The 25,683-nt window shown below is 75.0% G+C and carries 23 protein-coding genes; 16 read left to right on the top strand and 7 right to left on the bottom strand.

All coding sequences use genetic code 11. The annotated features are described in order from the left end of the window. Window positions 1-60: 60 nt before the first annotated feature. From ACZ4K2_RS08630 to ACZ4K2_RS08615, 4 genes are all read left to right on the top strand, one after another. Complete coding sequence (locus ACZ4K2_RS08630; RefSeq protein WP_467470916.1) at window positions 61-1,221, top strand: acyl-CoA dehydrogenase family protein; 1,161 nt, start codon at window positions 61-63, stop codon at window positions 1,219-1,221. A 127-nt stretch (window positions 1,222-1,348) separates the two neighbouring features. Further along, window positions 1,349-2,095, top strand: coding sequence for an enoyl-CoA hydratase family protein (locus ACZ4K2_RS08625; protein ID WP_467470914.1), 747 nt, complete (start codon window positions 1,349-1,351; stop codon window positions 2,093-2,095). Next, the gene (locus ACZ4K2_RS08620; protein WP_467470912.1) at window positions 2,083-2,688 is read left to right on the top strand and encodes a TetR/AcrR family transcriptional regulator; all 606 of its coding nucleotides are present in this window, start codon (window positions 2,083-2,085) and stop codon (window positions 2,686-2,688) included. Before ACZ4K2_RS08625 ends, ACZ4K2_RS08620 begins: the two co-directional genes overlap by 13 nt. 264 nt (window positions 2,689-2,952) lie before the next feature. Next, window positions 2,953-3,987, top strand: a complete 1,035-nt coding sequence (locus ACZ4K2_RS08615; protein ID WP_467470910.1) for an isopenicillin N synthase family dioxygenase — start codon at window positions 2,953-2,955, stop codon at window positions 3,985-3,987. A gap of 44 nt (window positions 3,988-4,031) precedes the next feature. On the opposite strand, the gene ACZ4K2_RS08610 is transcribed toward ACZ4K2_RS08615, so the two are convergent. Then, entirely contained in the window at window positions 4,032-5,132 is a 1,101-nt protein-coding gene (locus ACZ4K2_RS08610; protein ID WP_467470908.1) for a citrate synthase 2, read from the bottom strand. Window positions 5,133-5,309: 177 nt separating this feature from the next. Between ACZ4K2_RS08610 and pdxH the strand changes: the two genes are divergently transcribed. Next, window positions 5,310-5,996 (top strand): pyridoxamine 5'-phosphate oxidase, encoded by a 687-nt coding sequence (gene pdxH / locus ACZ4K2_RS08605; protein WP_467470906.1) that lies wholly within the window; start codon window positions 5,310-5,312, stop codon window positions 5,994-5,996. A 511-nt stretch (window positions 5,997-6,507) separates the two neighbouring features. Further along, window positions 6,508-7,902: a PAS domain-containing protein gene (locus tag ACZ4K2_RS08600; RefSeq protein ID WP_467471250.1), complete on the top strand. Its 1,395-nt coding sequence runs from the start codon at window positions 6,508-6,510 to the stop codon at window positions 7,900-7,902. A 19-nt stretch (window positions 7,903-7,921) separates the two neighbouring features. Here ACZ4K2_RS08600 and ACZ4K2_RS08595 read toward each other — a convergent pair whose 3' ends face one another. Further along, window positions 7,922-8,677 (bottom strand): SIS domain-containing protein, encoded by a 756-nt coding sequence (locus tag ACZ4K2_RS08595; protein ID WP_467470904.1) that lies wholly within the window; start codon window positions 8,675-8,677, stop codon window positions 7,922-7,924. Window positions 8,678-8,904: 227 nt separating this feature from the next. On the opposite strand from ACZ4K2_RS08595, the gene ACZ4K2_RS08590 reads away from it, so the two are divergent. Together ACZ4K2_RS08590 and ACZ4K2_RS08585 are read left to right on the top strand one after the other, a co-directional pair. Beyond that, window positions 8,905-9,597 carry a metal-dependent transcriptional regulator gene (locus ACZ4K2_RS08590; RefSeq protein ID WP_467470902.1) on the top strand — a complete coding sequence of 231 codons (693 nt, stop codon included), beginning with the start codon at window positions 8,905-8,907 and terminating at the stop codon, window positions 9,595-9,597. Window positions 9,598-9,876: 279 nt separating this feature from the next. Next, window positions 9,877-10,734: an alpha/beta fold hydrolase gene (locus ACZ4K2_RS08585; RefSeq protein ID WP_467470900.1), complete on the top strand. Its 858-nt coding sequence runs from the start codon at window positions 9,877-9,879 to the stop codon at window positions 10,732-10,734. A gap of 172 nt (window positions 10,735-10,906) precedes the next feature. Here the strand turns inward: ACZ4K2_RS08585 and ACZ4K2_RS08580 are convergent, their stop codons facing one another. After that, window positions 10,907-11,572 (bottom strand): bifunctional DNA primase/polymerase, encoded by a 666-nt coding sequence (locus ACZ4K2_RS08580; RefSeq protein WP_467470898.1) that lies wholly within the window; start codon window positions 11,570-11,572, stop codon window positions 10,907-10,909. A gap of 265 nt (window positions 11,573-11,837) precedes the next feature. Here ACZ4K2_RS08580 and ACZ4K2_RS08575 point away from each other — a divergent pair, with 265 nt between their 5' ends. Further along, the gene (locus ACZ4K2_RS08575; protein WP_467470896.1) at window positions 11,838-13,223 is read left to right on the top strand and encodes a transcriptional regulator; all 1,386 of its coding nucleotides are present in this window, start codon (window positions 11,838-11,840) and stop codon (window positions 13,221-13,223) included. Window positions 13,224-13,423: 200 nt separating this feature from the next. Continuing rightward, window positions 13,424-15,082 carry a hypothetical protein gene (locus ACZ4K2_RS08570; protein WP_467470894.1) on the top strand — a complete coding sequence of 553 codons (1,659 nt, stop codon included), beginning with the start codon at window positions 13,424-13,426 and terminating at the stop codon, window positions 15,080-15,082. A 40-nt stretch (window positions 15,083-15,122) separates the two neighbouring features. Here the strand turns inward: ACZ4K2_RS08570 and ACZ4K2_RS08565 are convergent, their stop codons facing one another. After that, entirely contained in the window at window positions 15,123-16,448 is a 1,326-nt protein-coding gene (locus tag ACZ4K2_RS08565) for an ABC transporter substrate-binding protein (RefSeq protein WP_467470892.1), read from the bottom strand. 117 nt (window positions 16,449-16,565) lie between these two features. On the opposite strand from ACZ4K2_RS08565, the gene ACZ4K2_RS08560 reads away from it, so the two are divergent. Together ACZ4K2_RS08560 and purU are read left to right on the top strand one after the other, a co-directional pair. Then, a complete protein-coding gene (locus ACZ4K2_RS08560) occupies window positions 16,566-17,066 on the top strand; it encodes an SCO4402 family protein (RefSeq protein ID WP_467470890.1) in 501 nt (166 codons plus the stop codon). A gap of 47 nt (window positions 17,067-17,113) precedes the next feature. Further along, window positions 17,114-17,998, top strand: a complete 885-nt coding sequence (gene purU, locus ACZ4K2_RS08555) for a formyltetrahydrofolate deformylase (RefSeq protein ID WP_467470888.1) — start codon at window positions 17,114-17,116, stop codon at window positions 17,996-17,998. 20 nt (window positions 17,999-18,018) lie between these two features. Here purU and ACZ4K2_RS08550 read toward each other — a convergent pair whose 3' ends face one another. Continuing rightward, on the bottom strand, window positions 18,019-18,537 hold the full coding sequence (locus ACZ4K2_RS08550; protein ID WP_467470886.1) for an EF-hand domain-containing protein: 519 nt from the start codon (window positions 18,535-18,537) through the stop codon (window positions 18,019-18,021). A gap of 288 nt (window positions 18,538-18,825) precedes the next feature. Next, window positions 18,826-19,200 carry an STAS domain-containing protein gene (locus ACZ4K2_RS08545; protein ID WP_467470884.1) on the bottom strand — a complete coding sequence of 125 codons (375 nt, stop codon included), beginning with the start codon at window positions 19,198-19,200 and terminating at the stop codon, window positions 18,826-18,828. Window positions 19,201-19,541: 341 nt separating this feature from the next. On the opposite strand from ACZ4K2_RS08545, the gene ACZ4K2_RS08540 reads away from it, so the two are divergent. The 4 genes from ACZ4K2_RS08540 to ACZ4K2_RS08525 all read left to right on the top strand — a co-directional run bounded on the left by ACZ4K2_RS08540 (window position 19,542) and on the right by ACZ4K2_RS08525 (window position 24,714). Next, window positions 19,542-20,099, top strand: a complete 558-nt coding sequence (locus ACZ4K2_RS08540) for a sigma-70 family RNA polymerase sigma factor (protein WP_467470882.1) — start codon at window positions 19,542-19,544, stop codon at window positions 20,097-20,099. Continuing rightward, a complete protein-coding gene (locus ACZ4K2_RS08535) occupies window positions 20,096-21,634 on the top strand; it encodes a zf-HC2 domain-containing protein (protein ID WP_467470880.1) in 1,539 nt (512 codons plus the stop codon). Before ACZ4K2_RS08540 ends, ACZ4K2_RS08535 begins: the two co-directional genes overlap by 4 nt. A gap of 706 nt (window positions 21,635-22,340) precedes the next feature. Continuing rightward, on the top strand, window positions 22,341-22,829 hold the full coding sequence (locus tag ACZ4K2_RS08530) for an ATP-binding protein (RefSeq protein ID WP_467470878.1): 489 nt from the start codon (window positions 22,341-22,343) through the stop codon (window positions 22,827-22,829). A gap of 613 nt (window positions 22,830-23,442) precedes the next feature. Further along, a complete protein-coding gene (locus tag ACZ4K2_RS08525) occupies window positions 23,443-24,714 on the top strand; it encodes an MFS transporter (RefSeq protein ID WP_467470876.1) in 1,272 nt (423 codons plus the stop codon). Here the strand turns inward: ACZ4K2_RS08525 and ACZ4K2_RS08520 are convergent. Further along, the gene (locus tag ACZ4K2_RS08520) at window positions 24,619-25,641 is read right to left on the bottom strand and encodes a GlxA family transcriptional regulator (RefSeq protein ID WP_467470873.1); all 1,023 of its coding nucleotides are present in this window, start codon (window positions 25,639-25,641) and stop codon (window positions 24,619-24,621) included. The two genes, ACZ4K2_RS08525 and ACZ4K2_RS08520, sit on opposite strands and share 96 nt — an antisense overlap. Window positions 25,642-25,683: the final 42 nt, after the last annotated feature.

Raw genomic sequence — 25,683 nt, 5'->3', positions numbered from 1 at the left:
CCCCACCACCACCGCGTGAGCGCGGGCAACCACACGACGAGCCGCACCCGGAGGAATCGCATGACCACCCTCATCGAGTCCGAGGAGCACAAGGCACTACGGGCCGCAGTGGCCGCGCTCGGCAGGCGCTACGGCCGCGACTACCTCGTCCGCACCGTCGCCGAGGGCCGGCCGCCCGCCGAACTCTGGTCCGAGGCGGGCAAGCTCGGCTACCTGGGCGTCAACCTCCCCGAGGACTACGGCGGCGGGGGCGGCGGCATCACCGAACTCTCCATCGTCCTGGAGGAACTGGGCGCCGCGGGCTCGCCCCTGCTCATGCTGGTGGTCTCCCCGGCCATCTGCGGCACGGTGATCGCCCGCTTCGGCACCGCCGAGCAGAAACGCGCCTGGCTCCCCGGCCTCGCCGACGGCACCCGCCTCATGGCCTTCGGCATCACCGAGCCCGACGCCGGCTCCAACAGCCACCGCATCACCACCACGGCCCGGCGGGACGGCACCGACTGGCTCCTCACCGGCCGCAAGGTGTTCATCTCCGGCGTCGACATCGCCGACGCCGTCCTCGTCGTCGGCCGCACCGAGGACGCCCGCACCGGCAATCTCAAACCCTGCCTGTTCATCGTCCCGACCGACGCCGAGGGCTTCCGCAAACGCCCCATCGACATGGAACTGAGCGCCGCGGAGAAGCAGTTCGAGCTGACCCTGGACGACGTACGACTGCCCGCCGAGGCGCTCGTCGGCGAGGAGGACGCCGGTCTGCTCCAGCTCTTCGCCGGGCTGAACCCCGAACGGATCATGACGGCCGCGTTCGCCGTCGGCATGGGCCGCCACGCCCTCGCCAAGGCCGTCGGGTACGCCCGCGACCGCACCGTCTGGAAGTCGCCCATCGGCGCCCACCAGGCCGTCGCGCACCCGCTGGCACAGGCCCACATCGACCTGGAACTGGCCCGGCTGATGATGCAGAAGGCGGCCCACCTCTACGACTCCGGTGACGACATCGGCGCGGGCGAGGCCGCCAACATGGCCAAGTACGCGGCCGGCGAGGCGTGCGTGCGGGCCGTCGACCAGGCCGTGCACACCCTCGGCGGCAACGGCCTCACCCGCGAGTTCGGGCTGGCCTCGCTGATCACGGCCGCGCGCGTGGCGCGCATCGCACCGGTGAGCCGGGAGATGATCCTCAACTACGTCTCCCACCAGACCCTGGGGCTCCCCAAGTCGTACTAGGGACGCGCGCCCCGGCCGGGCCGGAGCACTCGCCGCGTACGGGGCGGCCCCCGCCGCACCGGTGGCCGCCCACCCGCCCCGCGCGCCGCCCCCGGCAGATCCCGCGCCGACAGCCCAGGGAGCACACGTGACCGAACCCGCCGCACCGATCGGCCGCACGCGCGCGCGTGCCGTCGAGACCCTCAGCCTGGACGCCACCGGCACCCGCAACGCCCTCTCCGCCGCCCTCGTGTCCGCCCTCGCCCGCGCCCTGGCCGAGTGCGGCGCGGACCCCGGCGTTCGGGCCGTCGTCCTCACCCACACCGGCACCACCTTCTGCGCCGGAGCCGACCTGCGCGACCCGCCCGACCCCGGCGAACTGGTGGCGCTCCTGCGGCGGATCGTGGAACTGCCCGTCCCCGTGGTCGCCCGCGTCACCGGACACGTCCGCGCCGGCGGCCTCGGCCTGCTCGCCGCCTGCGACATCGCCGCCGCGGCCACCACCGCCACCTTCGCCTTCACCGAGGTCCGCATCGGCGTCGCCCCCGCGGTCATCTCCCTGCCGGTCCTGCCGCGCACCGACCCCCGCGCCCTCGCCCGCTACTACCTCACCGGCGAGCGCTTCGACCCCGCCGAAGCCGTGCGCCTCGGCCTGCTCACGACGGCGGCCGACGACGTCGACGCGGCCCTCGAACCCGTCCTCGACGGCCTGCGCCGCTCCGCCCCGCAGGCCCTGGCCGAGACGAAGCGGCTGCTCACGGCTAGGGTGCTGGAGACATTCGACCGGGACGCGGCGGACCTGACCGCCCTCTCGGCCCGGCTGTTCTCCTCCGGCCCGGCCCGGGAGGGGATGACGGCCTTCCTGGAAAGACGTGAGGCGGCATGGGTGGTGTGAGGACGACCGAGCGCGAGCGCGTGCCCAAGCAGGACCGCAGCCGGGCCACCCGGCAGCGGCTCCTGGAAGCCGCCGTGGCCTGCCTCGCCGAACACGGCTGGGCGGGCTCCACGGTCACCGTCGTCGCCGAGCGCGCGGGTGTCTCCCGCGGCGCCGCCCAGCACCACTTCCCCACCCGGGAGGACCTCTTCACCGCGGCCGTCGAGTACGTCTCCGAGGAACGCTCCCTGGCCCTGCGCGCCCTGTTCCCCGAGGGCGCCGCCGACCGCCGCGCCGTCGTCGCCGCCCTCGTCGACCTCTACACCGGCCCCCTCTTCCGCGCCGCCCTGCACCTGTGGGTCGCCGCCTGCGACGAGGACCAACTGCGCCCGAGCGTGACGGAGCTGGAGGCCCGCGTCGGCCGCGAGACGCACCGCATCGCCGTCGAACTGCTCGGCGCCGACGAGTCCCGCCCCGGCGTCCGCGAATCCGTCCAGGGCCTCCTGGACATGGCCCGCGGCCTCGGCCTCGCGAACCTCCTCACCGACGACACCGCCCGCCGCGAACGCGTCGTCGCCCAGTGGGCGGCACTGCTGGAGACGGCCCTCGGCTGACCCCCGCCCCGCCGCTCCCGCCGGCCCGCCCGGCGGGTGACCCCGGTCACACGTGCTCCGGGCCGCGCGCAGTACCCTTGCGTCATGCCTCCGATGCTCGTCCGACGCCGCCACGTGGACTACGTGCGCGTCACGAGCACGGGCTGTCGGCGCCTCTCCGCCTGATCCAGCCCCCGGCCTTCCTCTCCACTCCCTTTCTTCCGGCACCGGGGTCCGCCCCATCCCCGGCGGCCGCCCGTGCCCCGTACACCCTGCGGACGCACCATGACCACGCACACCGTGACGGCACCGTCGTACCAGCAGCTCCCGATCATCGACCTGTCGGCCGCCGACCGCGGTCCCCAGGCCCGCGCCCTGTTCCACGCCCAGTTGCACAGCGCCGCCCACGACGTCGGCTTCTTCCAGCTCGTCGGGCACGGCGTCACCCCGGCCGAGACGGACGCGCTGCTCACCGCCATGCGCGCCTTCTTCACCCTGCCCGAGGCCGACCGGCTCGCCCTGGACAACGTGGGCTCACCCCACTTCCGCGGCTACACCCGCACCGGCGACGAACGCACCGGGGGCGCCCGCGACTGGCGCGACCAGCTCGACATAGGCGCCGAACGCCCGGCCCGGGTCCCCGGCCCCGGCGAACCCCCGTACTGGTGGCTCCAGGGCCCCAACCAGTGGCCGGCCGCCCTCCCCGGCCTGCGCACGGCCGCCCTCGCCTGGATCGACCGGCTCAGCGCGGTCGCCCACCGCCTCCTGCGCGAGCTGCTGACCGCCATCGGCGCCCCCGCCGGCTTCTACGACCCGGTCTTCGGCGAGCACGCCCACCCGCAGCTCAAGCTCGTCCGCTACCCCGGCAGCGCCGCCGACGGCACCGATCAGGGCGTCGGCGCCCACAAGGACTACGGCTTCCTCACCCTGCTCCTCCAGGACTCGGTCGGCGGCCTCCAGGTCCAGCGCGAGGACGGCCGCTTCCACGACGTGCCGCCCGTCGAGGGCGCGTTCGTGGTCAACCTCGGCGAACTGCTGGAGGTCGCGACCGACGGCTACCTGCTGGCCACCAACCACCGCGTGGTCAGCCCGCCCGGCGCCACCGAACGCTTCTCGGTCCCCTTCTTCTACAACCCGCGCCTGGACGCGCGCGTGGCCCCGCTGCCGTTCCCGCACGCGGCCACCGCCCCAGGCGCCACGGCCGACCCGGACAACCCGCTCTTCGCCGAGTACGGCTACAACGAACTCAAGGGCAAGCTCCGGGCCCACCCCCTGGTGGCCGAACGCCACCACGGGCACCTGCCGGCACCCGCGGCCTGACCACCCCCGGGGCGCGGGCGGCCGCCGCCCGCGCCCCGCACCGCTCAGCGGGCGATGTCCTCGTACCCGGCGATGTCCTCGGGCCGCCGCGGCCCGGGGCCCACGTACCGCGCGGAAGGCCGCACCAGCCGCCCCGTCCGCTTCTGCTCCAGGATGTGCGCCGACCACCCGGCGGTCCGCGCACACGTGAACATCGACGTGAACATGTGCGCCGGCACCTCGGCGAAGTCGAGCATGATCGCCGCCCAGAACTCCACGTTCGTGGCCAGCACCCGGTCCGGGCGGCGGTTGTGCAGCTCCTCCAGCGCGGCCTTCTCCAGCGCCTCCGCCACCTCGAACCGCGGCGCCCCCAGCTCCCGGGCCGTGCGCCGCAGCACCCGCGCCCGCGGGTCCTCGGCCCGGTACACCCGGTGCCCGAAGCCCATCAGCCGCTCTCCCCGGTCCAGCGCGCCCTTGACGTACGCCTCCGCGTCCCCGGTCCGCTCGATCTCCTCGATCATCCCGAGCACCCGGGAGGGCGCACCGCCGTGCAGCGGCCCGGACATCGCGCCCACCGCGCCCGACAGCGCGGCGGCGACGTCCGCGCCCGTGGAGGCGATCACCCGGGCCGTGAACGTCGAGGCGTTCATGCCGTGCTCGGCGGCGGACGTCCAGTAGGCGTCCACGGCCGCCACGTGCCGGGGGTCCGGCTCGCCGCGCCAGCGGATCATGAACCGCTCCACGACCGAGCCGGCCTTGTCGATCTCCCGCTGCGGCACCATCGGCAGTCCCTGCCCGCGCGCCGACTGGGCGACGTACGACAGCGCCATGACGGCGGCCCGCGCCAGGTCCTCCCGCGCCCGCGCCTCGTCGATGTCGAGCAGCGGCCGCAGGCCCCAGACCGGCGCGAGCATGGCGAGGGCCGACTGCACGTCCACGCGGATGTCACCGGAGTGCACCGGGATCGGGAACGGCTCGGCGGGCGGCAGGCCGGGGTTGAAGGCGCCGTCGACCAGCAGCCCCCACACGTTCCCGAACGAGACGTGCCCGACCAGGTCCTCGATGTCGACGCCCCGGTAGCGCAGGGCGCCGCCCTCCTTGTCCGGTTCGGCGATCTCGGTCTCGAACGCGACGACTCCCTCGAGCCCGGGTACGAAGTCGGACATCAGGCGGCTCCTCGTGGTGTGTGGGCGGCGGTCGTCCCGGTGATGCCCCGAACCTCCGGTGGTCACCCGTGGTCAAGCCGACCGCAAGGGAGAGCAGCACGATAACTCCCGGTGCCATCGTTGGGGAGACCACACGACACCGAGTGCCATACCCGTTCGATACGGCAGGATGACCGGGTGACCGACCGCGACCCGCTTCCGGACCCCGTCCTCGACCCCGCCGCGATGCGCAAGCAGTACCGGGCCGACGGCCTCGCCGAGGAGGACCTCGCCACCCACCCCATGGACCAGTTCGCCCGCTGGTTCGAGGACGCCGCGCGGGCGACCCTGCACGGCACGCTCTACGAACCCAACGCCATGGTCGTCTCCACGGCGAACGCCTCGGGCCGGCCCACCTCGCGCACGGTCCTGATGAAGCAGTTCGACACGGACGGCTTCGTCTTCTACACGAACTACGGCTCCCGCAAGGCCCGCGACCTCGCGGAGAACCCGCACGTCTCGCTGCTCTTCCCCTGGCACCCGCTGGCCCGGCAGGTCGTCGTCACCGGTATCGCCCGGCGCACCGGCCGCGACGAGACCGCCGCGTACTTCCGCAGCCGCCCGCGCGGCTCCCAGCTCGGCGCCTGGGCCAGCGCCCAGTCCTCGGTGATCGACTCCCGCGCCGGACTCGATGCGGCCTACGCCGGTCTGGAGGCCCGCTACCCGGAGGGCGAACAGGTCCCGGTCCCGCCGCACTGGGGCGGCTTCCGCGTCGCCCCCGAGACGGTCGAGTTCTGGCAGGGCCGCCTCAACCGCCTCCACGACCGCCTGCGGTACACCGCCCGGCCGGACGGCACCTGGACGGTCGAACGCCTCAGCCCGTGACCATCGCGGCGCACACGCGAACGACCCGCAGGCTGGGTTCCTCGAAAGGAGCCGGCCGGACGTACCGGCAGCCTGCGGGTCGGGTGACTGCTTGGGTTTGGGCCGGCTGCGCGCCTGTGTCGCGCGCTGGTCCGGCACCGCACATGGCGTGGTGCAGGGCCGCTAGCCCGCAGCCACCTCACGCGTCCGGTTTCCGTACATCTGCCGAACCACCTCCCTTCTCGTGTGCCCCACAGCCTAGGAAACGGCCCCCGGGCCCTCAACTCTTTTTTCCGCGGCCCCCGCGCGGCGGGCATCCGCCGAGGTGGAGCGGTACGCGCGGGGCGCGTGCGGGACGGGGCGCACGGCACGTGGGCGGCCCCGCGGCTCCCGCCGGACGGCCCCGCGCATTGATCCACACAATCTTGCGGGAACAGCGTGTGGGGTGCGTCACGTTCCAGTTGAATGAGGGGCGGTGAGCCAACACGAGCGCCGTGTGGACGTGCGCGGACGCAGCCTCCAGGGGGACCAGGTGAGTGCTTCGCGGCGAAGTGGGACCACGAACGAGCTGGGGCCGGACGAGCCCGGCGGCCCGGCGGGCTCCGACCTGCTCGCCGCCCTGCTCGACGGGATGGACGCGGCCCTGTGCGCCTTCGACGCCGACGGCGTGGTGACCCATTGGAACCGGGAGGCCGAGCGGATCCTCGGCTGGACGGCCGCCGAGGCCGTCGGACGGCACGGGTTCGCCGGGTGGGCGGTGCGCAGCGCCGACGCCGAGGAGGTGCAGTCCCGGCTGATGGCGGCGATGCACGCGCCGGGACGGCAGGTGCACGAGTTCGCGCTGGTGACCAAGGACGGCGGCCGGGTGCTCGTGCGCACGCAGTCGGCGGCCGTGCGCGGGCCGGACGGCAGGCCCGCGGGGCTGTACTGCGCGTTCAGCGAGGTGCACGCGCAGATCGACCTGGAGCGGTCGATCGCGCTGAGCGAGGCGCTGTTCGAGGACGCGGCCTGGGGCGTCGTGCTCGTCGACGCCGACCTGCGGCCCGCCGTCGTGAACGCGCACGCCGCGCGGGCGCTGGGCGTCGGGCGCACGTCGGCGCTGGGCCGGCCGCTGGGCGAGCTGCTCGCGCAGGGCGTGGAGGAGCTGGAGGCGGCGCTGACGCACGTGCTGGCCGAGGGCGCGCCGCCCGCGCCCGCGGAGATGTGGGTGACGGTGCGCACGCCGGACGGCGAGGAGCGGCGCTGCTGGCGCAGCGGGTTCCTGCGGCTGGCGTCGCCGCTGGCGGAGGAGCCGGTGCCGCTGGGCGTCGGCTGGCTGTTCCAGGACGTCACCGAGGACCGGCAGGGCCGGCAGGAGGCGTCCCTGCTGCGCTTCCGGACCAACCAGCTGCACCGTGCGGCCCGGGCCGCCGCCGAGTGCGAGGACCCCGTGGAGGCGGCCACGGTCCACCTGGACTTCGCGCTGGCCGGCTTCGCGGACCACGCGCTCCTGGACCGGGTGGTGGCCGGCCCGCACGCCGCGGCCGAGGGCGACCCGGTCCGGCTGGTCCGGCTCGCGGCCACGCCCGCGGGGGTGCCGGGGCCGGCCGTGCTCACCGGCGCGGCCGGGCTGCCCCAGTGCTACGAGGAGGGGCACCCGGCGCTGCAGTGCGTGCGGCGGGCCGGGAGCGTGCGCGCGGACGCCGGGCCGGTGCCGCAGGAGCGGGCGCGGGAGTGGGCGCTGCGCCGGCAGTGGCCCGGGGACGCGGCGCACGCGCTCTGCGCGGTCCTGCGCAGCCGGGGGCGGACGCTGGGCGTGGTGACCTTCCTGCGCGGGGCCGGCCGCAGCCGCTTCGAGCGGCCGGACGTGGCCTACGCGGAGGACGTGGCCGGCCCGATCGCGGTGCTCCTGGACCTGGCGGAGGCGGTGCGGGAGCGGCGGGGCTAGGACCGGCCGCGGGGGTCCGTCAGCGGCGGTAGAAGATCCGGTCGCCGTACTCCGTCATGACCCGGCCGTTCCACTCGTGTCCGCCGTCGACGTTGCCGGAGCGCAGCAGCGGGGGTTCGACGCCGCGGTCGGCGAGGGCGGCGGCGGTGGTCGCCATGACCGCCTGGAGCAGGGCGGCGGTGACGACGGTGGAGGCGGGCGCGAAGGGCGCCGGGATGGTGTCCAGGGTGAGTTCGGCGTCGCCGACGGCGATCTTGGAGTCGAGGACGATGTCGCAGTGGTCCTTGAGGAAGGTGCCGGAGGCGTGCCGGGACGTCGTCTCGGTGGCGTAGGCGACGGAGGTGACGCCGATGACCCGCGCGCCGAGGGCGCGGGCGCCGAGTGCCATCTCCACGGGCAGGGCGTTGCGGCCGGAGAGGGAGATGATCACCAGGGCGTCGCCGGCGCGGAGCGGCGAGGTCTCCAGGACGGCGCTCGCGAGGCCGTCCACGCGTTCCAGGGCGGAGCCGAGGGTGGCCGGGGTGACGTCGACGCCGACGACGCCGGGGACGGCGAGCAGGTTCATGAGGGCGAGGCCGCCCGCGCGGTAGACGACGTCCTGCGCGGCCAGCGAGGAGTGCCCGGCGCCGAAGGCGAACAGGCGGCCGCCGGCCGTGACGGTGTCGGCGAGCAGGGCGCCGGCCGCGGTGATCGCTTCGGCTTCCTCGTCGCGGACCCGTTGCAGCAGGCCGACGGCGGCGTCGAAGAACAGGTCGGCAGGCGTGCCGTCGCTCATGCGGTGCCCCTTCGCAGCGTCTGTGTCGCGGATCACGGTGCGGTCTGGACCAGTGCGGTGTCAATACGGCCGACGGGTACCGGCCAGGTCCGCCGCCCGGCGGCCGGGGCCCGCCGGTGCGGTCCCCGTTTCCCGGGTACCGCCCGCTTGTCGGTGGGGTACGGCAGAATTGGAGGCAGGGCCAGCGCACGCGCCGGGCTTCCGGCAGAGGTAATCGAGGGGCACGTATGTCCGGACTGATCGACACCACGGAGATGTATCTCCGCACCATCCTCGAGCTCGAAGAGGAAGGCGTAGTCCCCATGCGCGCCCGCATCGCGGAGCGGCTGGACCAGAGCGGGCCGACGGTGAGCCAGACGGTGGCGCGCATGGAGCGCGACGGCCTGGTGTCCGTGGCGAGCGACCGCCACCTGGAGCTGACGGACGAGGGACGGCGGCTGGCGACGCGCGTGATGCGCAAGCACCGCCTGGCCGAATGTCTCCTCGTGGACGTGATCGGGCTGGAGTGGGAGCAGGTGCACGCGGAGGCGTGCCGCTGGGAGCACGTGATGAGCGAGGCCGTGGAGCGGCGCGTGCTGGAGCTGCTGCGCCACCCCACGGAGTCGCCGTACGGCAACCCGATCCCGGGCCTGGAGGAGCTGGGCGAGAAGGACGGCGCGGACCCGTTCCTGCACGAGGGCATGGTCTCGCTGGCCGACCTGGACGCGGGGGCGGACGGCAAGACGGTCGTCGTGCGCCGCATCGGCGAGCCGATCCAGACGGACGCGCAGCTGATGTACACGCTGCGGCGGGCGGGTGTGCAGCCCGGTTCCGTGGTGAGCGTGACCGAGTCGCCGGGCGGTGTCCTGGTGGGCAGCGGCGGCGAGGCGGCCGAGCTGGAGGCGGACGTCGCCTCCCACGTGTTCGTCGCCAAGCGCTGAGACGGGAGAGGGCCCCGGCGCCGTGCGGCGCCGGGGCCCGTCCTCCCCTGTGCTGACCCGGAGCCCCGAGCTCTCAGGGTCATTCCCCTCGGACCGGCTTTTCCCCGAGCGGTCCGCCTCCTGCCAGAAGAGATCCCCTCGGCTGCGGCGATCATGCCCGGAGAGGTGTCACTCGAACGAGGGGTGTTGTCGGCAGATACGGAATCCTCGAATGGGCATTCGATAACCTGAGGCAACGGCTGGACCACGAGGCAGGCGGAGCTGGGGGGTGCCAGGTAGATGGCACGGCGTATCGATGTGACGGGAGCGGGCGGGGTGCGCCTGGCCGCGTGGGAGTTCGCCGACCCGCCGAAACCGGAGGCGGAGCCCGGCGCTCCGGGCGTGCTCCTGCTGCACGGTCTGACGGGCCGTGCCTCCCACTGGGCGGCCACCGCCCGCCGGCTCGCCGGGCGCCACCGCGCGGTGGCCCTCGACCAGCGCGGCCACGGCCGCAGCGACAAGCCCGCGCGGGCCGCCTACACCCGTGACGCCTACGTCGCGGACGCCGAGGCCGCCGTCGAGCAGCTCGGTCTCGGCCCGGCCGTCGTCATCGGCCACGCCATGGGCGCGCTGACCGCCTGGCGGCTCGCCGCCGGGCGCCCCGACCTGGTGCGCGCACTGGTCATCTGCGACATGCGGGCCGCCGCGCCCGGCGCGGCGTCGCAGCGCGAGTGGGCCGACTGGTTCCGTTCCTGGCCCGTCCCCTTCGCCAGCCTGGCCGACGTCCGCAAGTGGTTCGGTGAGGACGACCCCCGGCTGGAGCGGCCGAGCCCGGCCCGCGGCGCGTTCTACGCCGAGGTGATGCGGGAGGGCGAGGACGGCTGGCGGCCCGTGTTCGAGCCCGAGCACATGCTCGCCTCCCGGGAGACGTGGGTCTACGACGCCCACTGGGACGAGCTGGCCCAGGTGCGCTGCCCCACGCTGGTGGTCCGGGGCGTGGACGGCGAGCTGGGGCGGGCGGAGGCGCAGGAGATGGTGCGGGTGCTGCCGCGGGGGACGTACGCGGAGGTGGACGCGGGGCACCTCGCGCACTACGACGTGCCGTCCGCCTGGCAGGCGGCCGTCGCGCCGTTCCTCGACTCGCTGCCGGAGGACTGAGGCGGTCCCGCCCGCCGGGCGGCGGGCGCGCAACCCCGCGGGCGCTCCGCCCGTCCGTGGCTGGTCCGCGCCCCGCCGGGGACCACCGCCACGGCTCACCCGGGCCGGACGTCGCGGGGACCGGAGGCCGCGGCGACCGGGCGGCGCGGAGGCCGGACTGCGCGGGGACCGGTCACCGGTCCCGTCCGCACGCGTAGGCGAGGGGCGAGATCAGTTCCTCCGCGTCCGGTAGCCACCGGTTCGCCGGCGTCGGCCGGCGGACCCATTGCACCGCGCCCCGCGATCCGAACCGCGTCGGCGGCGCCGCCACGTACGCCCCCTCGCCCAGCGCCACCAGATCCAGCGACGGCGGCCGCCAGCCGAGCGAGCGCACCAGCTCCGCCGCCTTCGCCGCGGCCCCGGGGAGCACGAAGAACCGCATGCGCCGGTCCGGGGCCAGGGCGACCGGACCGAGCGTCAGCTCCATCCGCTCCATCCGGGCCAGTGCCAGGAAGCCCGCGCTCTCCGGGACGGACAGCGCGTCGAACGTCCGCCCCGTCGGCAGCAGGACCGAAGCCGTCGGCTGCTGCTGCCACAGCCGGCGTGCGACGGACGGGCTGCCGGTCGCCTGGGCCGCCCAGTCGGGGCGCGCGGGGTGCGCACCCGGCGCAGAGCAGGTGGCGTCGTCGCACGAGCAGCGCTGCGTCCCGCCGACGGCTTCCAGCCACGTGCCCGGGAACACGTCCCAGTGCCGTTCCCCGGCATAACGTACGGCGCTCTCCAGCAGCGTCTCCCCGCGCTGCTGCGGGATGTGACCGGCAATCTGAGTGTTCTGGGCGCCCGCGATCGTCTCTTCCACGCCCCACTCAACTCCCGCGCTCACCTCGGGTTACGGCCGGAGCGCGCGCGGGGGAGGAGCACCGGTCCGGCCGTCGGGGCGCATGGGTGCACGTCCGGGGGCGCGTAGGAGGAGGCGGGGAGTGAAGTGGGTAGCCAGGGTCGGGGTGGCATCAGCTTTTACCCCGGCAAATCGCACATGTCACGCATTGACGGAATGTCAGGTGGGCAGTGATCTTCCGGCCGGAGCTGCACGCTCCAGGGGATCGCAACGCAGGGGGTAGCACATGGCCGCAAGGCCTCTCGTGGCGAGGCAGCCGAACGAACGGCTGCAGGCACTCATCCAGGAAGCGGGGTGCTCGAACGCCGGGCTGGCCCGGCGGGTCAACATGTGCGGCGCCGAGCACGGGCTCGACCTGCGCTACGACAAGACGTCCGTGGCCCGCTGGCTGCGCGGACAGCAGCCGCGGGGCCGGGCCCCGGCGATCATCGCCGAGGCGCTCGGGCGCAAGCTCGGCCGCACGGTCACCATCGACGAGATCGGCATGGCCAACGGCAAGAACCTCGCCTCCGGGGTCGGCCTCCAGTTCTCGCCGACCGTGCTGGGCGCCATCGAACAGGTCTGCGAGTTGTGGCGCAGCGACGTGGGGCGCCGGGACTTCCTGTCCGGTTCCTCCGTCGCCGCCTCCGCGCTGGTCGAGCCCAGCCGCGACTGGCTGATCTCGGCCCCCGACGCGCAGGTGGCCCGCCAGGCCGGCCCCCGGGTCGGCCAGGCGGACGTGGCCGCCGTCCGGTCCATGACCCAGGCCCTGGTCGACCTCGACCACCAGTACGGCAGCGGGCACGTGCGCCCGGTCGTCGTGCACTACCTCAACAGCGTCGTCTCCGGGCTGCTGGCGGGCTCGTACCGGGAGGCGGTGGGCCGGGACCTCTTCGCCGCCGTCGCCCGGCTGACCGAACTGGCCGGGTACATGGCCGTCGACACCGGCCAGCCCGGCCTCGCCCAGCGGTACTACATCCAGTCGCTGCGGCTCGCGCAGGCCGCCGGGGACCGCGGGTACGGCGGGTACGTGCTCGCCGCGTCCATGAGCCACCTGGCCGCCCAGCTCGGCAACCCGCGCGAGATCGCCCAACTGGCCCGCGCGGCCCAGGAAGGGGCGCGCGGGCACGTGACCCCGCGCGCGGAGGCGATGTTCCACGCCGCCGAGGCGCGCGGGCACGCCCTGCTGGGCGACGTGCGCGCGGCGCAGGCGTCCGGCGGGCGGGCGGTCACGGCGATGGAGCGTGCGGACGGCGCGCCGGGCGACGACCCGGCGTGGATCGCGCACTTCGACGAGGCCTACCTGGCCGACGAGCTGGCGCACTGCTACCGCGACCTCGGCCAGCCCGAGCCGGCGGCCCGGTACGCCGAGCAGTCGCTGGCCGGGCATCCCGCGTCCCGGGCCCGCCGGCGCGCGATCGGCTACGTGCTGCTCGCCACGGCCCAGGTGCAGCAGCGCGAGGTCGAGCAGGCGTGCAGCACCGGCATGAAGGCGGTGGAGCTGCTGGAGACGCTCCGCTCCAACCGGGGCGCCGAGTACCTGGAGGACCTCCAGCAGCGCCTGGAGCCGTTCCGGGACGAGGCGGTGGTACGGGAGTTCGGGGCGCGCCTCGAACTCCAGCCGGCCGCCTGAGCACCGGCCCCGCGGAGCGCCGGACACGGGAGGACGGCACCCGGTGCGCGCCGGGTGCCCCCTAACAGCGCATCGCGGGCCGGTTCTGTTACTGCCGTCACAGGGAGCCGGATCACGCCCGGAGCTGCGTGGCACCCGGCTCGGGGAACCCGGTAGCGTGGCCCGACGATTCACAAGGTCCCCCACTGGTAGGAGTCCCGGTGACGCAGAGTGGACAGGGCGAGGAGCCCTCGGCGCGGGCCGCGCACGAAGGCATCGTGCTGCCCTCCGACGGAGGCGAGCCCCTGTTGCCGGGCACGACCGCGGGGCCCGCGCCCGCCACCCCCGCGGGAGGGCAGGCGTGGGACGGCTCCTGGGGCCCCCGGGAGCAGGCGCCCCAGCCGGGCCAGGAGTGGCACCCGGCGGCCGCCCAGTGGTCCGGCCCCGGGCAGCCGCCGGCCGCCGGCCCCGGCCCGCTGCCCCCGGAGGGCGCCCCGGCCCCGTCCTACGGTTACGGCGCCGAGTCCCCGTCCTACGGCGCCGAGTCCCCGTCCTACGGCGGCCGGCCGGATCCGCACGGCTACGGCGCGGACCGGCAGGGCGCGTACGGCGCACCGGACGCCTCGTACCAGCAGCACGCCCAGCCCCAGCAGCCGTACCAGGGGCAGTCCGGCGCGCCGCTGCCGCCCGCGTATCCGGCCGCCGCGGGCGCCCCGCTGCCGCCGCAGGCCGACGGCGCGACCCAGTACCTCCCGCCCGTGCCGGCCGCCCCGGACGACGGCGCCACCCAGTACATCCCGCCGGTGCAGGCCGCTCCGGCCGACGGGGCCACCCAGTACATCCCGCCGGTCGCCGCGGGGCCCGGCGGGTCCGTGCACGAGGCGGCCACCCAGTACATCCCGCCGGTGGCGGGCGGCGGCGAGGAGACCCGCTACCTCGGCCAGGTGCCCCGGCACGGGGCGCCCGCGTCCGCCGAGGCGGAGGCCACGCAGTACATACCGCCGTACACCGCCCAGGGCCAGGACCAGGGCCAGGGCCAGGGCGGGGACCGGCAGCCGCCCGCCGAGTTCGACAACCTCTTCCGCGGCGGCCCGGCGGGCGACGACGGCCCGGCCGGGTCCACCCAGCAACTCCCGCTGATGCAGCAGCCGGACGCCTACCCCGGCCCGGCGCAGTCGTCGTACCGCCCGGCGCAGCCGCCCTATGGCGCGGAGCCGGACGGCGGCGGGCGGCGCACCGGCCGCTCGCGCGTCCCGCTGATCGCCGCCGTCGGCGTCGGCCTGATCGTGGTCGGTGTCGGCGCCGGCGCGCTGCTCAGCGGCGGGGGCGACAAGGAGCAGGGCGGGGACGCCAAGGACCAGACGGTCGCCGCCACCTCCCCGGCCACCCAGCCCTCCTCCCCGTCCCCCTCGCCCACCGTCGACCCCGCCCGGCAGCAGGCGGTCGAGCTGGACAAGCTGCTCGCGGACAGCGGCAGCAGCCGGGCCTCGGTGATCCAGGCGGTGGCCGACGTCAGAGGCTGCCACAACCTCGACCAGGCCGCCGCGAGCCTGCGGGACGCGGCCAGGCAGCGCAACGACCTGGTGTCCCGGCTCGCCAAGCTGACCACGGACAAGCTCGCCGCGCAGGGCCAGTTGAGGGACGCCCTGACCAAGGCGTGGCAGGCGTCCGCCGCGGCCGACAACCACTACGCGGCCTGGGCCGGCCAGGCCAAGGGCCACAAGGTCTGCCGCAAGGGCCACGCCCGCTCCACCGACGAGTCGAAGGCCGGGGACCGGCAGAGCGGCACCGCCAGCCAGCAGAAGGGCCGGGCGGCGGGGCTGTGGAACACGGTCGCGCAGAAGTACGGCCTGACCCAGCGCCAGCCCACCCAGCTCTGACCACCGGCCCGGCCCCGGCGGGCCCCGCGCGCGGGGCCCGTCACGGTACCTCGGCGTGCTCCAGGACCGAGGTCATGTTCGCGATGCCGTCGGCGCCGCCGATGCCCTTGGGGGCCGCGACCAGCTTGCCGTCCCGGACCACCTGAAGGGTGACGTCGGCGTTGACCAGCCGCGGCAGGCCGACCACGGCGAGCCTGCTCTGGTAGGGCCAGCGCAGGGGCGGGGTGAGGCCGCCGGTGGAGATCCGCAGCCCGTCGTTGAGGGTGCGCCGCACGGTGTCGGCGCTCACCTCGCCGCCGCCGATCTCGTCCAGGACGGCCTTGAGCACGGTGTAGGCGATCCACGTGGTCTGCACGCCGGCGTCCGCCGGGTCGATGCGGTTGTCGCCGAACGCCTGCTCGTTGATCACCTTCTTCATGGGGTTCCAGCGGAAGTCGGAGGCGACCGGGTACCAGCTGGTGATGTACGCCCCCTCGTACGGTCCGGCCGCCCCGCCGGTGCTGTCGACGACCGTCTGGTCGACGCTGCCGAGGACGGTGGCCGTGCGCACGCCCGGGTGGTTCGCGCGGGCCCGCCGGAACGAGTCCATGAAGGTGTCCGTGCGGTCCCCGAGCGCGGGCACCACGCAGCCCTCGCGCGCCGCGTTGCGGGTGGCGTCGCGCAGCGCCCGGTCGGCCTGCCCGGCGTACTCGGTGGCGTTCTCGGCGGCGAGCTGGTCGTCGGCGTCCGGGTGGCCGCCGGAGCGCAGGCCAGAGTCGAGCAGCGCGGGCAGTTCGTCGCCGGCGATGCTGTCGGGGCGGACCAGGGTGACGTTGCCGCAGCCGCCCGCGAGGGCCTTGCCGAGGCCCGCCAGGAGAGCGGGCTGGCCGCCGTTGACGGGGTAGGACAGGGCGCCGGTGAACTCGTCGTTGGTGACGCCGTAGCCGCCTAGGTAGGGGATGCCGGCGCCTTCCAGCGGGGCGAGGTAGGAGTCGCCGAACTGGCTGTAGGAGCCGACCACCGCGACCACGCCCTCGTTCGCGGCGCGCCGGGCGCACTTCGCGGCGCCCACGCTGTCGTTGTGGTCGTTGCAGGTCAGCACCTCCAGCCTGCGGCCGCCCACACCCCCGTGGGAGTTGAGCCACTTCGCGTAGGCGAGGGCCATCGCGGGCATGCCGGGCTTGTTGGTCGCGTCGGTGTCCTGCGGTGCCCAGGTCATCACCTTGACCGGGTCGTCCCCGGAGCCCCCCGTGGCACCGGGGACGACCCCGCATGCGGCAGTGAGCGACGCTGTGGCGGCCAGGGCGCCCGCGCAGAGGACGGTCGCTCTGACGGGCCGGGGAAGGAACTGGCGGATGGAGCGGATCGTGCGTCGCCTGCCGGTCATGAACACGCACGATTCCCCCACACCGCTAACCCGCGAGTGATCCGGGGTGGCCGAAGGGTGGCCGGGAGGTGAAATACGGGGGCCGCTGTCACCGGCCGGCCGAGGAACGTACGATCGGTGACCGTGCAAGGTTCGGAGAACTCTTCCCGTCGCGGCCGTCGCTCCTCCACCATGGGCGGCATGCCCCTGAACGACATGCCGTGGTGGCGGTGGCGCGGCAACGTGCGCTCGGCGCTGCACATGCTCTCCGACCCGGTGTTCCAGCGGGACGTCTGGCTGGCCGGCGTGGACGGGTACGGCGACGTCACGGACGCCGTGTACCGGCTGGTGGAGGACACCTGGCTGGACAACTGGTCGGCGGAGAAGTACGTCGGTACCGTATTCCGCGACTCGCAGGAGGCGGCCCTCGTCGACACCGCCGTGCTGCGGGTGCTGCGGATCATGCACCAGGTCGGCCCGGACGCGCCGGTCGCCGCCTACCTGGAGCACGAGGGCTGGCCGGACGCGGTGCGGGCGGCGCGGGACGCGCACGTGCGGATGTCGGTGAGTGACGGGGACGACCCCGACACGCCGCCGCAGACCCTGGAGGTGCTGCGGATCCTGACCAGGTCCGCCTAGCGGACGGCGCCCCGCGCGCGGGTGCCCGGTATGGGACCCTGTGGTGCATGACTGAGCAGTCCGCCTCCTCCGCCGCAGTACCGGCCGACCAGTACGTCCTCACGCTCTCCTGCCCGGACAAAAAAGGCATCGTGCACGCCGTGTCCAGCTACCTGTTCATGACCGGCTGCAACATCGAGGACAGCCAGCAGTTCGGCGACCACGACACGGGACTGTTCTTCATGCGCGTCCACTTCTCGGCCGAGGCGCCGGTGACGGTGGACAAGCTGCGGGCGAGCTTCGCCGCGATCGGCGACTCCTTCCAGATGGCCTGGCAGATCCACCGGGCCGACGAGAAGATGCGCATCCTGCTCATGGTCAGCCGGTTCGGGCACTGCCTCAACGACCTGCTGTTCCGGGCGCGGATCGGCGCGCTGCCGGTGGAGATCGTGGGCGTGGTGTCGAATCACACCGACTTCAAGGAGCTGGTGGGCTCCTACAACATCCCCTTCCACCACATCCCGGTCACCAAGGACACGAAGGCGGAGTCGGAGGCCCGGCTGCTGGAGATCGTCCGCGAGGAGCGGGTCGAACTGGTCGTCCTCGCCCGGTACATGCAGGTCCTCTCGGACGACCTGTGCAAGGCGCTCAGCGGGCGGATCATCAACATCCACCACTCGTTCCTGCCGAGCTTCAAGGGTGCCAAGCCGTACCACCAGGCGCACGCGCGGGGTGTGAAGCTGATCGGGGCCACGGCGCACTACGTCACCGCGGACCTGGACGAGGGGCCGATCATCGAGCAGGAGGTCGAGCGGGTCGGGCACGACGTGATGCCGGACCAGCTCGTCGCCATCGGCCGCGACGTGGAGTGCCAGGCCCTGGCGCGGGCGGTGAAGTGGCACGCGGAGCGGCGCATCCTGCTCAACGGCCGGCGGACGGTGGTGTTCGCGTAGGGCGCCGGCCCCGGGAGGGGTCACGCCTGCTCGGGCACCGTGAAGTAGCGGGCGAAGGCCGGGACGATGTCGGCCTCGCCGATCCTGCCGTCCCCGTCGGCGTCCAGGGCGGCGGCGGTCGCCTCGGCGACGTCCGCCGGCACGTGCAGGACCCGCAGCACCCGGGCGGTGTCGGTGACGTCGAGGTGCCCGTCGCCGTCCGCGTCCGCCACCGCCAGCGCCGCGTGCAGGAAGGGGCGGGCGATCTCGGCGAAGCGGCCGGGGTTGTCGCGCAGCCGCTTGACCGCGCCGGTGACGAACTCCGCGCGGGTGATGCGCTGGTCGCCGTCCCGGTCGGCGATGCCGGCCATGCCCTGCCAGAACGCCTCCGCCCCGGAGTACAGCGCCTGCCCCTTGTCGGAGCGGGCGGGCACGGCGAACTCGGTGAGCAGCGCCTTGGCCGCGGCGCTGAAGTCCTCGCGGTCGATGTATCCGTTGCCGTCCTGGTCGAATCCGGCGAACCGGGCGGCGATCCTGCGTTCGTACTCGGTGCTGACCATGTCTCTTCGGGCCGCCTTACGTGGAGGTCGTGCCTGGGGTGTCGCCGACCGGCGGCCGGCCTGGCTGGAGCGTACGACGCGGATGGCCACCGGGCGGCGGAAAACCGGCTTTTATGCCAAGACCGGGTGAATTCCGCGACAACTGTGTGGCCGACATCTGTGTGCGCGACGCCTGTGTGCGCGACGTCTGTGTGTTCGGCGCACGTGGGGCCGACGCCTGTGTGGTCGACACCTGTGTGATCGGAGTGCGTGCGGCCGGGGTGCCGGGTGGTGGGGTGTGACGGCGGCTCAGGCGGAGAGCGGGCCGGCCTCGTCCGTGGTGGCGGCCGCCAGGTCGGGGCGGACGTCGAAGAGCCGGCGTACGCCGAGCGCGCCGAGCACGCGGTTGACGTGCGAGCCGTCCTCGGCGCCCCGGTCCGGCAGGATCAGCCGCAGCCGGCCCTGGCAGGAGCGGATCAGCCGGCGGGCGGCGATGAGCACGCCGACCCCGCTGGAGTCGCAGAAGAACACGTCGGACAGGTCCACGACGAGGCTGTGGTGGCCCTCCGCGACGACGTCGTGCACGCGCTGGCGCAGTACCGGCGACGTGATCAGGTCCAGTTCCCCGGAGACCCGGAGGACGGCCCACTCGCCCTGTTCGACGTCGGTCACATGGAAAGCCACGGCTTCGCCCCTCCGCTCGCCGGATCGCGCGGAACCACCCGGAAACGGAAGTAGCTCCTACGTTTCATTCCGCGCGGCTGCCCAGCGGCCGTTCCCTGAAACGTGACGCGGCAAACGGCTGGTGATCATCAAGGGTCTTGTTTCGGTCAGTATCGATCCTATTCGATCAGATACGCCTGCGGCCCGCGTGGAGGAAGTGTGAAGGGGGCACTATCACCTGCGGCGCCTCCAAGGGCGCACATTGCCACAAAGGGGCGTGCGCCGCAGGAGGTGCCGACTACATTCGAGAAGGCAGGACCGGCAGGCTGGACGGGCCGGACACGGCGAGGGGAGGGGACCGTATGACCGGGAGCGACGTACCGCCGCGCTGGGACCGCAAGATGCAGCAGCGGCTCGCCCGCGGTGAGGCGGCGGCCCTCGGCGAGCTGTACGACCGCTTCGCCTCCCTCGTGCACAGCCTCGCCCACCGCGTCCTCGCGGACGACCGGGCCGCCGACGCCGTCACCCGCGAGGTCTTCGTCCACCTCTGGGAGCATCCCGAGACCTACGATCCCAGGCAGGGCCTGCTGCGCTCCTGGATCGCCGCGGTCACCCACCGGGTCGCCGTGCAGCGGCTGCGCGACCGGCAGGAACGGGACCGTTCGCCGCGCGAGGAGGTGGAGGGCGAGGTCCGCCGCGCCTCGGTCGCCGCCCGCGCCGACTTCATCGTCCACTCCATGCCCGCCCCGCTCCGGGCCGCCCTGGACTCGGCCTACTTCCAGCGCCGCGACTACCGGCAGACCGCCGCCGACCTCGGTGTCACCGAGGAGGAGGCCCGCCGCCGGCTCCGTCTCGGCCTCCAGCTCCTGTCCACCGCCCACGACGCGGGCACTCCGCCGGGGTACCGGGGCGCGATGTGAACGGGACGGGCGGGTCCGAGGCGCACGACGGCGGTGACGGTCACCCCCGCCGTGACGGCCACGACGCCCGTGAAGGCCGTGACGGCCGCGGCGGCCGTGACGCTCGTGAAGGCCGCGACGGCCGCGACGGCGATCCGGCGCGCCGCCGCCGGGCCCCCGGGGACCGGCCGCCCGAGGGCGCCGGCCCGCCCGGCGGCGCGGCGGACCGGCCGGACGGTGAATCCCGTGGCTCCCGTGGCTCCCGTGGCTCCGGCGGCGGCGCGGGGGGCTCCGCGGGTGGCGCCGGGGGAGACGCGCCGGGCCCGGCCCCGCGCATACCCGCGCCCCGCGCCTCCGTGGAGGACAGCGGGCTGCCCTTGCCCGGCCGCACCGACCTGGGGGACCTCGCACCCGTGCCGCTCGACCTGTCCCACGACGTCCTGAAATCGCTGCTCGGCGCCTGGGCGCTGGCCGCGTGCTCGGCCGCCGAGACGGCGGCCGTGGAGGAACACCTGGGCGGCTGCGGGTCCTGCGCCGACGAGGCGCGCCGGCTGCGCGAGGCGGTCGGCCTGCTGCACCAGCCGGAGAGCCTGGACCCGCACCCCTCCTTGCGCACCCATGTGCTGCACGGCTGCCTGAGCCGCCGTCCGCCGCGCATCCCGGTGCCCGGCTGGGCGGAGCCGTACGACGCCGAGACCGCCCGGCTCGACGCGCTGCTCCAGGACTTCGGGGAGGCGGAGTGGGACGCGCCGGTGCGGCTGCGCTGGTTCGAGGCCGACACGGCCGCGGGCCGCGACACGACGGTCGCCGGGGTGATCGCGCACCCGCTGTCGGTGGACGGACTGGTCGCCGCCGCGCTCGGCCTGACGGACCCGCTGGCCGAACTGGCCGACCCGGCCAAGGCATTGGAGCCGGCTGCCACGGGTCCGGCAGGCCGCACGGAGGCGTTCTGGCGCGCCTCGCACCTGCCGCCGACCCGCGCGGTGCGCGGGCCGTGGCGTGAGCAGAGCCACGGCCTGGTGCGGACGGTGTCCTTCACCGGCGGGCACGCGGGCGGACTCGCGGTGCCCTACGGCGACTTCACCCTGACGCTGCGCGACGCGATGCTGGACCGCGCCTTCGAGTGCTGGGTGCACGCCGAGGACATCGCGGACGCGGTGGACTACCCGTACGAGCCGCCCGCGCCGCCGCACCTCCACCGGATGATCGACCTGGCGGCCCGCCTGCTGCCGACGGTGCTCGCCGAGCGCCGCCGCGCGGGCCTGTCCGAACCGGGCCGCCAGAGCCCCCACCTGGTCGAGGCCGGCGCCCCCGGCCGCAGCCTGCGGCTGGAGATCGAGGGCGCGGCGGGCGGCGAGTGGCTGATCCCTCTGGACTCGCCGGCGGCGGTCGGCTCCGCGGACCTGGAGGTGGCCCACATCGCCCTCGACGGCGTCGAGTTCTGCAAGCTGGCCGCGGGGCACGTGGTTCCGGAGGACGTCGCGGCGGGCCAGGACGGCGACCGCCGGGCGGTCCGGGACGTGCTCTACGCGGCGGCGAGCATGAGCCGGCTGTAAGCGCGGGCGGCGGCCGGGGCGATCCGGCTCAGGAGAACCGCTCCCGCAGCCGGGGCGCCGGCATCTTCCGCACCTCCAGCCGCTCCGGCCGCCCCTGCACGGACAGTTGCGCGGCGCGGAGACAGGACACGGTGGACGGGCGCACCCGCACGCTGGAGCGGGCGGACTGAACGGCCGGGGGCCCCGGTCGGCGCGCCCGGCAGGGCAATGGCCAACGATGTCACGGATCGTGGCATGGTGTGATCACGGAGCGTGGGCGCCGGGCCGGGCCGTTCGCGGGGCTCGTCACGGCCCGGAGTCGGGCATCCGCTCCGGTACCTTGTGGGGGATGCGAGTGGCCGCGCGTACGAGCCGTGCCGGCGGTGCCCCTGGGGCGGCGCCGGGCCGTACGGTGTGCGCCGCTGCTCGCGGGGCGATCCGGGCCCTCGGCCCCGCCTGTTCGACTCCCCGGCGAGCGCGTCGCACAGTATGCCCTACGCGTACTCCTTCGCGCGGGAATATGCCCGAAGCGCTTGTTGGGGTGACTGTACGTCAACCATGCTGTCTCGCAGGGGAGTCACGATCCGTGACCCTTGCTCTGGCTGTTGTTCTGGGCATGCAGAGAATGGCTACGATCGTGGCCCTCGCCGTGATCGCCGCCGCGGCCGACGCCGTGGCGCGCGGACGGGGCGGGGCCATGTGTCCGCCGGTTCGGATGGTGTGAGCGGTGCAGGTGCTTCAAGTGCAGCTGGAGATCCGGCCCGACCCCGCGGAGGTGGGGCGGGCCCGCAAGTGGGCCCGCTCGCGGCTCGCCGGGTCGGGGATAGCGGCCGAGGAGCCGCTGGCCGAGACCCTCGTCCTGCTCGTCTCCGAGCTGGTGACCAACGCCGTGGTGCACACCGGCCGCCCCGCCGTGCTGCGGCTGCGCCTGCCCGGCCCGGCGACCGGGAGCGGCGCGTCGGCCACGGTGCGGGTCGAGGTCGCCGACACCAGCTCCCGTGCGCCCGTGCCCCGTTGTGCCGGCCGTGACGCCACCGGCGGGCGCGGGCTGGCGCTGGTGGACTGCCTCGCCGACCGCTGGGGCTGGCGCCAGGAGGGCGGCGGCAAGAGCATCTGGTGCGAGCTGGACCGCTGTACGCGGCCCCGGGAGGACGCGGCGGCGGCCCACGGCGGCGGGCCGGGCGCGTACGAGGGCTTCACCTTCGAGACGGTGTAGCGCCCGGCGCCCGTGCGTGCCGGGCACGCGGCCGTGCCCGGGCACCGCGGACGGGGTGCCGCCGCCCGTGTCCGCGGCGGCGCCCGTGCCCCGGACGCCCGGCCGGTCCGGTGGGCGTCGACGCGCCGGGTGGCGGGTGGTGCTGGCCCGGCCGTGGCCCCGGTGCCGCCGTCGTCCGGAGGACCGCCACCACCGGTGCCACGGGCGCCCCCGGCGCGCCGGTGAACGGTTCGGGCGTCGCCGGCGGCGGGGCCGCGCGCCGTTCCGTTTCTCCACAGGCTGTGGACAACTTTTCGGAATACCGGTTCCGGCCTTGGAGCATCCCCGTCTCCACAAGGTGCGGGGCGTGCGCCACGGGCAGCCGCACATGCCCGGTCCCGGGCGGGAAGACCGCGAAGGTGAGCGCGCCGTTCGCGGCGGACCCGGCCGCGGCCAGGCCCTCCGGCGGCCCCGGGGGCGCACGCGGCGCTCGGCTCCTGACCACCCGTCACCTTTCCGCCGGGCTCCTCGCGCAGCGGCTCGCCGGCCGCCGCCGGCCGGTGCGGGCGGGAGTTTTCCACAGGCGCGGGGAAACGGCTCGGCAGGTGTCGGTGCCGGCGCCTACCGTCGGGGCATGAGCTACCGCGACGTCGTATCCCGGCCGGTCCTGACCTGGGTGCCGGTGGCCGTCGGCGCCCGGATGCCGGTGGCCATGGCCCCGCTGGCCCTGGTCTTCCTGGTCCGTGAGCACCCCGGCGGCTACTCGCTGGGCGCGGCCCTCGCCGCCGCCTACGTCCTCGGCGAGATCGTCGGCGCCCCCGTGCTCGGCATGCGCATGGACCCCCGGCGGGCCCGACCGCAGCTGGCCGCCGGACTGGCCGCGGGCGCCGCCGGCTTCGCGGGCCTCGGCGCGTTCCCCGGCGCGCCCGCCGCGGCGCTCGCCGGGTTCGCCCTCCTCGCCGGCGCGGGCCCCGCCGCGGCGCCCGGCGGGCTGCGGGCGCTGCTCACCTCGCTGGTCCCGGGGCACGCGGCGGCCCAGGCGCTGTCCCTGGAGTCGATGCTCACGTTCGGGGTCTGGGCACTCTCTCCGGCCGCCGTCACCGGCCTCGCCCTCGGCGTCGACCCGCGCCTGCCGCCGCTGCTCGCGGCCGCTCTGATGGCGTCCTCCGCGGGGGGCCTGTGGCTCCTGCCGGCCGGCTGGGCGGCGGACGGCCCGGACGGGCGGGGCGGCCCGGACGGACGGGGCGCGTCGAGGCTGCGCGTGCTGGCCCGCGCCTGGCCGGTGTACGTCACGGGCGCGGCGAGCCTGTCCCTGCTGGCCCTCGCCGAACTCGTCCTGCCCGCCCTGCTGGAGCAGCGCGGTGTCGGCGTCGGCTGGGCGGGCCCGCTGCTCACCGCGATGTCGGTGGCCTCGGCCGTGGGCGCCTTCGTGTACGGCCTGCGGTCCTGGCCGGGCCGGCTGAGCACCCGCAGCGTGGTGCTGACGGTGGGGATGGCGGCGGCCGTGACCCTGGTCGCGCTGATACCCGCCGCGCCGGGCATGGCGGTGGCGCTGTCCCTGGCGGGGCTGCTCCAGTCCGGCGCGATGCTCACCCGCAACCTGGCCCTGCGCGAGGTGCTCCCGCCGCACGCCCTGGCCGCCGGCTACTCGGTCATGTACGCCGCGGTGGGCGCCGGTTACGCCGCCACCGGCTCCCTCGCCGGTGCCCTGCTGCCGCTGGCCGCGCCCTCGACGGCGATCCTCGCCGGCGTGGCCCTGACCCTGCTGCTGACGTCGGTCGGCTGGTGGGGCGAGCGGCGCGCCGGGCGGTCAGCCCGGGCCGGTGCCGTCGGACCGGCCGGTGCCGCCGCCGGCCCGGAAGGTGCGGCGGTAGGCGGTGGGCGTGACCCCGAGCGCCGCCTGTAGGTGCTGGCGCAGCGACTGGGCCGTGCCGAAGCCGGACTCCCGGGCCACCCGGTCCATCGGCAGCCCGGTGGACTCCAGCAACTGCCGCGCGCGCTCCACACGTTGCCGGGCCAGCCACTGACCGGGACTGACGCCGGTCTCCTCGCGGAAGCGGCGGGTGAAGGTGCGCACCGACATCGCCTCCCGGGCGGCCATGTCCCGGAGCTGGACCGGCTCGTGCAGCCGGTCCAGCGCCCAGGCGCGGGCGGCGGTCGTCGTGGCCAACTGCGGGTCGGGGACCGGGCGGTGGATGTACTGGGCCTGACCGCCGTCGCGGTGGGGCGGTACGACGGTGCGGCGGGCCACGTCGTTGGCGACGGCCGCGCCGAAGTCCTGGCGCACCATGTGCAGGCACAGGTCGATCCCGGCGGCCACCCCGGCCGAGGTCAGCACGTCGCCGTCGTCGATGAAGAGCACGTCCGCGTCCACCCGGACCTTCGGGAACATCCGCTGGAAGCGCTCGGCGTCGGCCCAGTGCGTGGTCGCGCGGCGGCCGTCCAGGCGGCCCGCGGCGGCGAGGACGTAGACGCCGGTGCAGATGGAGGCGAGCCGGGTGCCCGGGCGGACGAGGGCGAGGGCGGCGGCCATGTCGTCGGTGAGCCGTCCCTCCTCCATCAGCGGCCCGTTCTCGTACGACGCCGGGACGATCACGGTGTCGGCCGCGGCCAGCGCCTCGGGGCCGTGCGCGACGTGCACGGCGAAGTCGGCGTCCGTCTCGACCCGGCCGGGCGGCCGGACCGAGCAGGTCACGACCTCGTAGAGGTAGCGGCCCTGCGCGTCCCGGGGGCGGCCGAAGATGCGGTGCGGGATGCCCAGTTCGAAGGGCAGCAGGCCGTCCAGGGCGAGCACGGCGACCCGGTGCGGCCGGAACTCCTCGGCACTCGTCATGGCCCGATCATAGCGAAGTGTGACTTTCGGGCCACTCGATGC

It is taken from the genome of Streptomyces sp. NPDC025833 (genome assembly GCF_055558055.1).
This window is presented reverse-complemented; position numbering and strand designations above follow the sequence as displayed.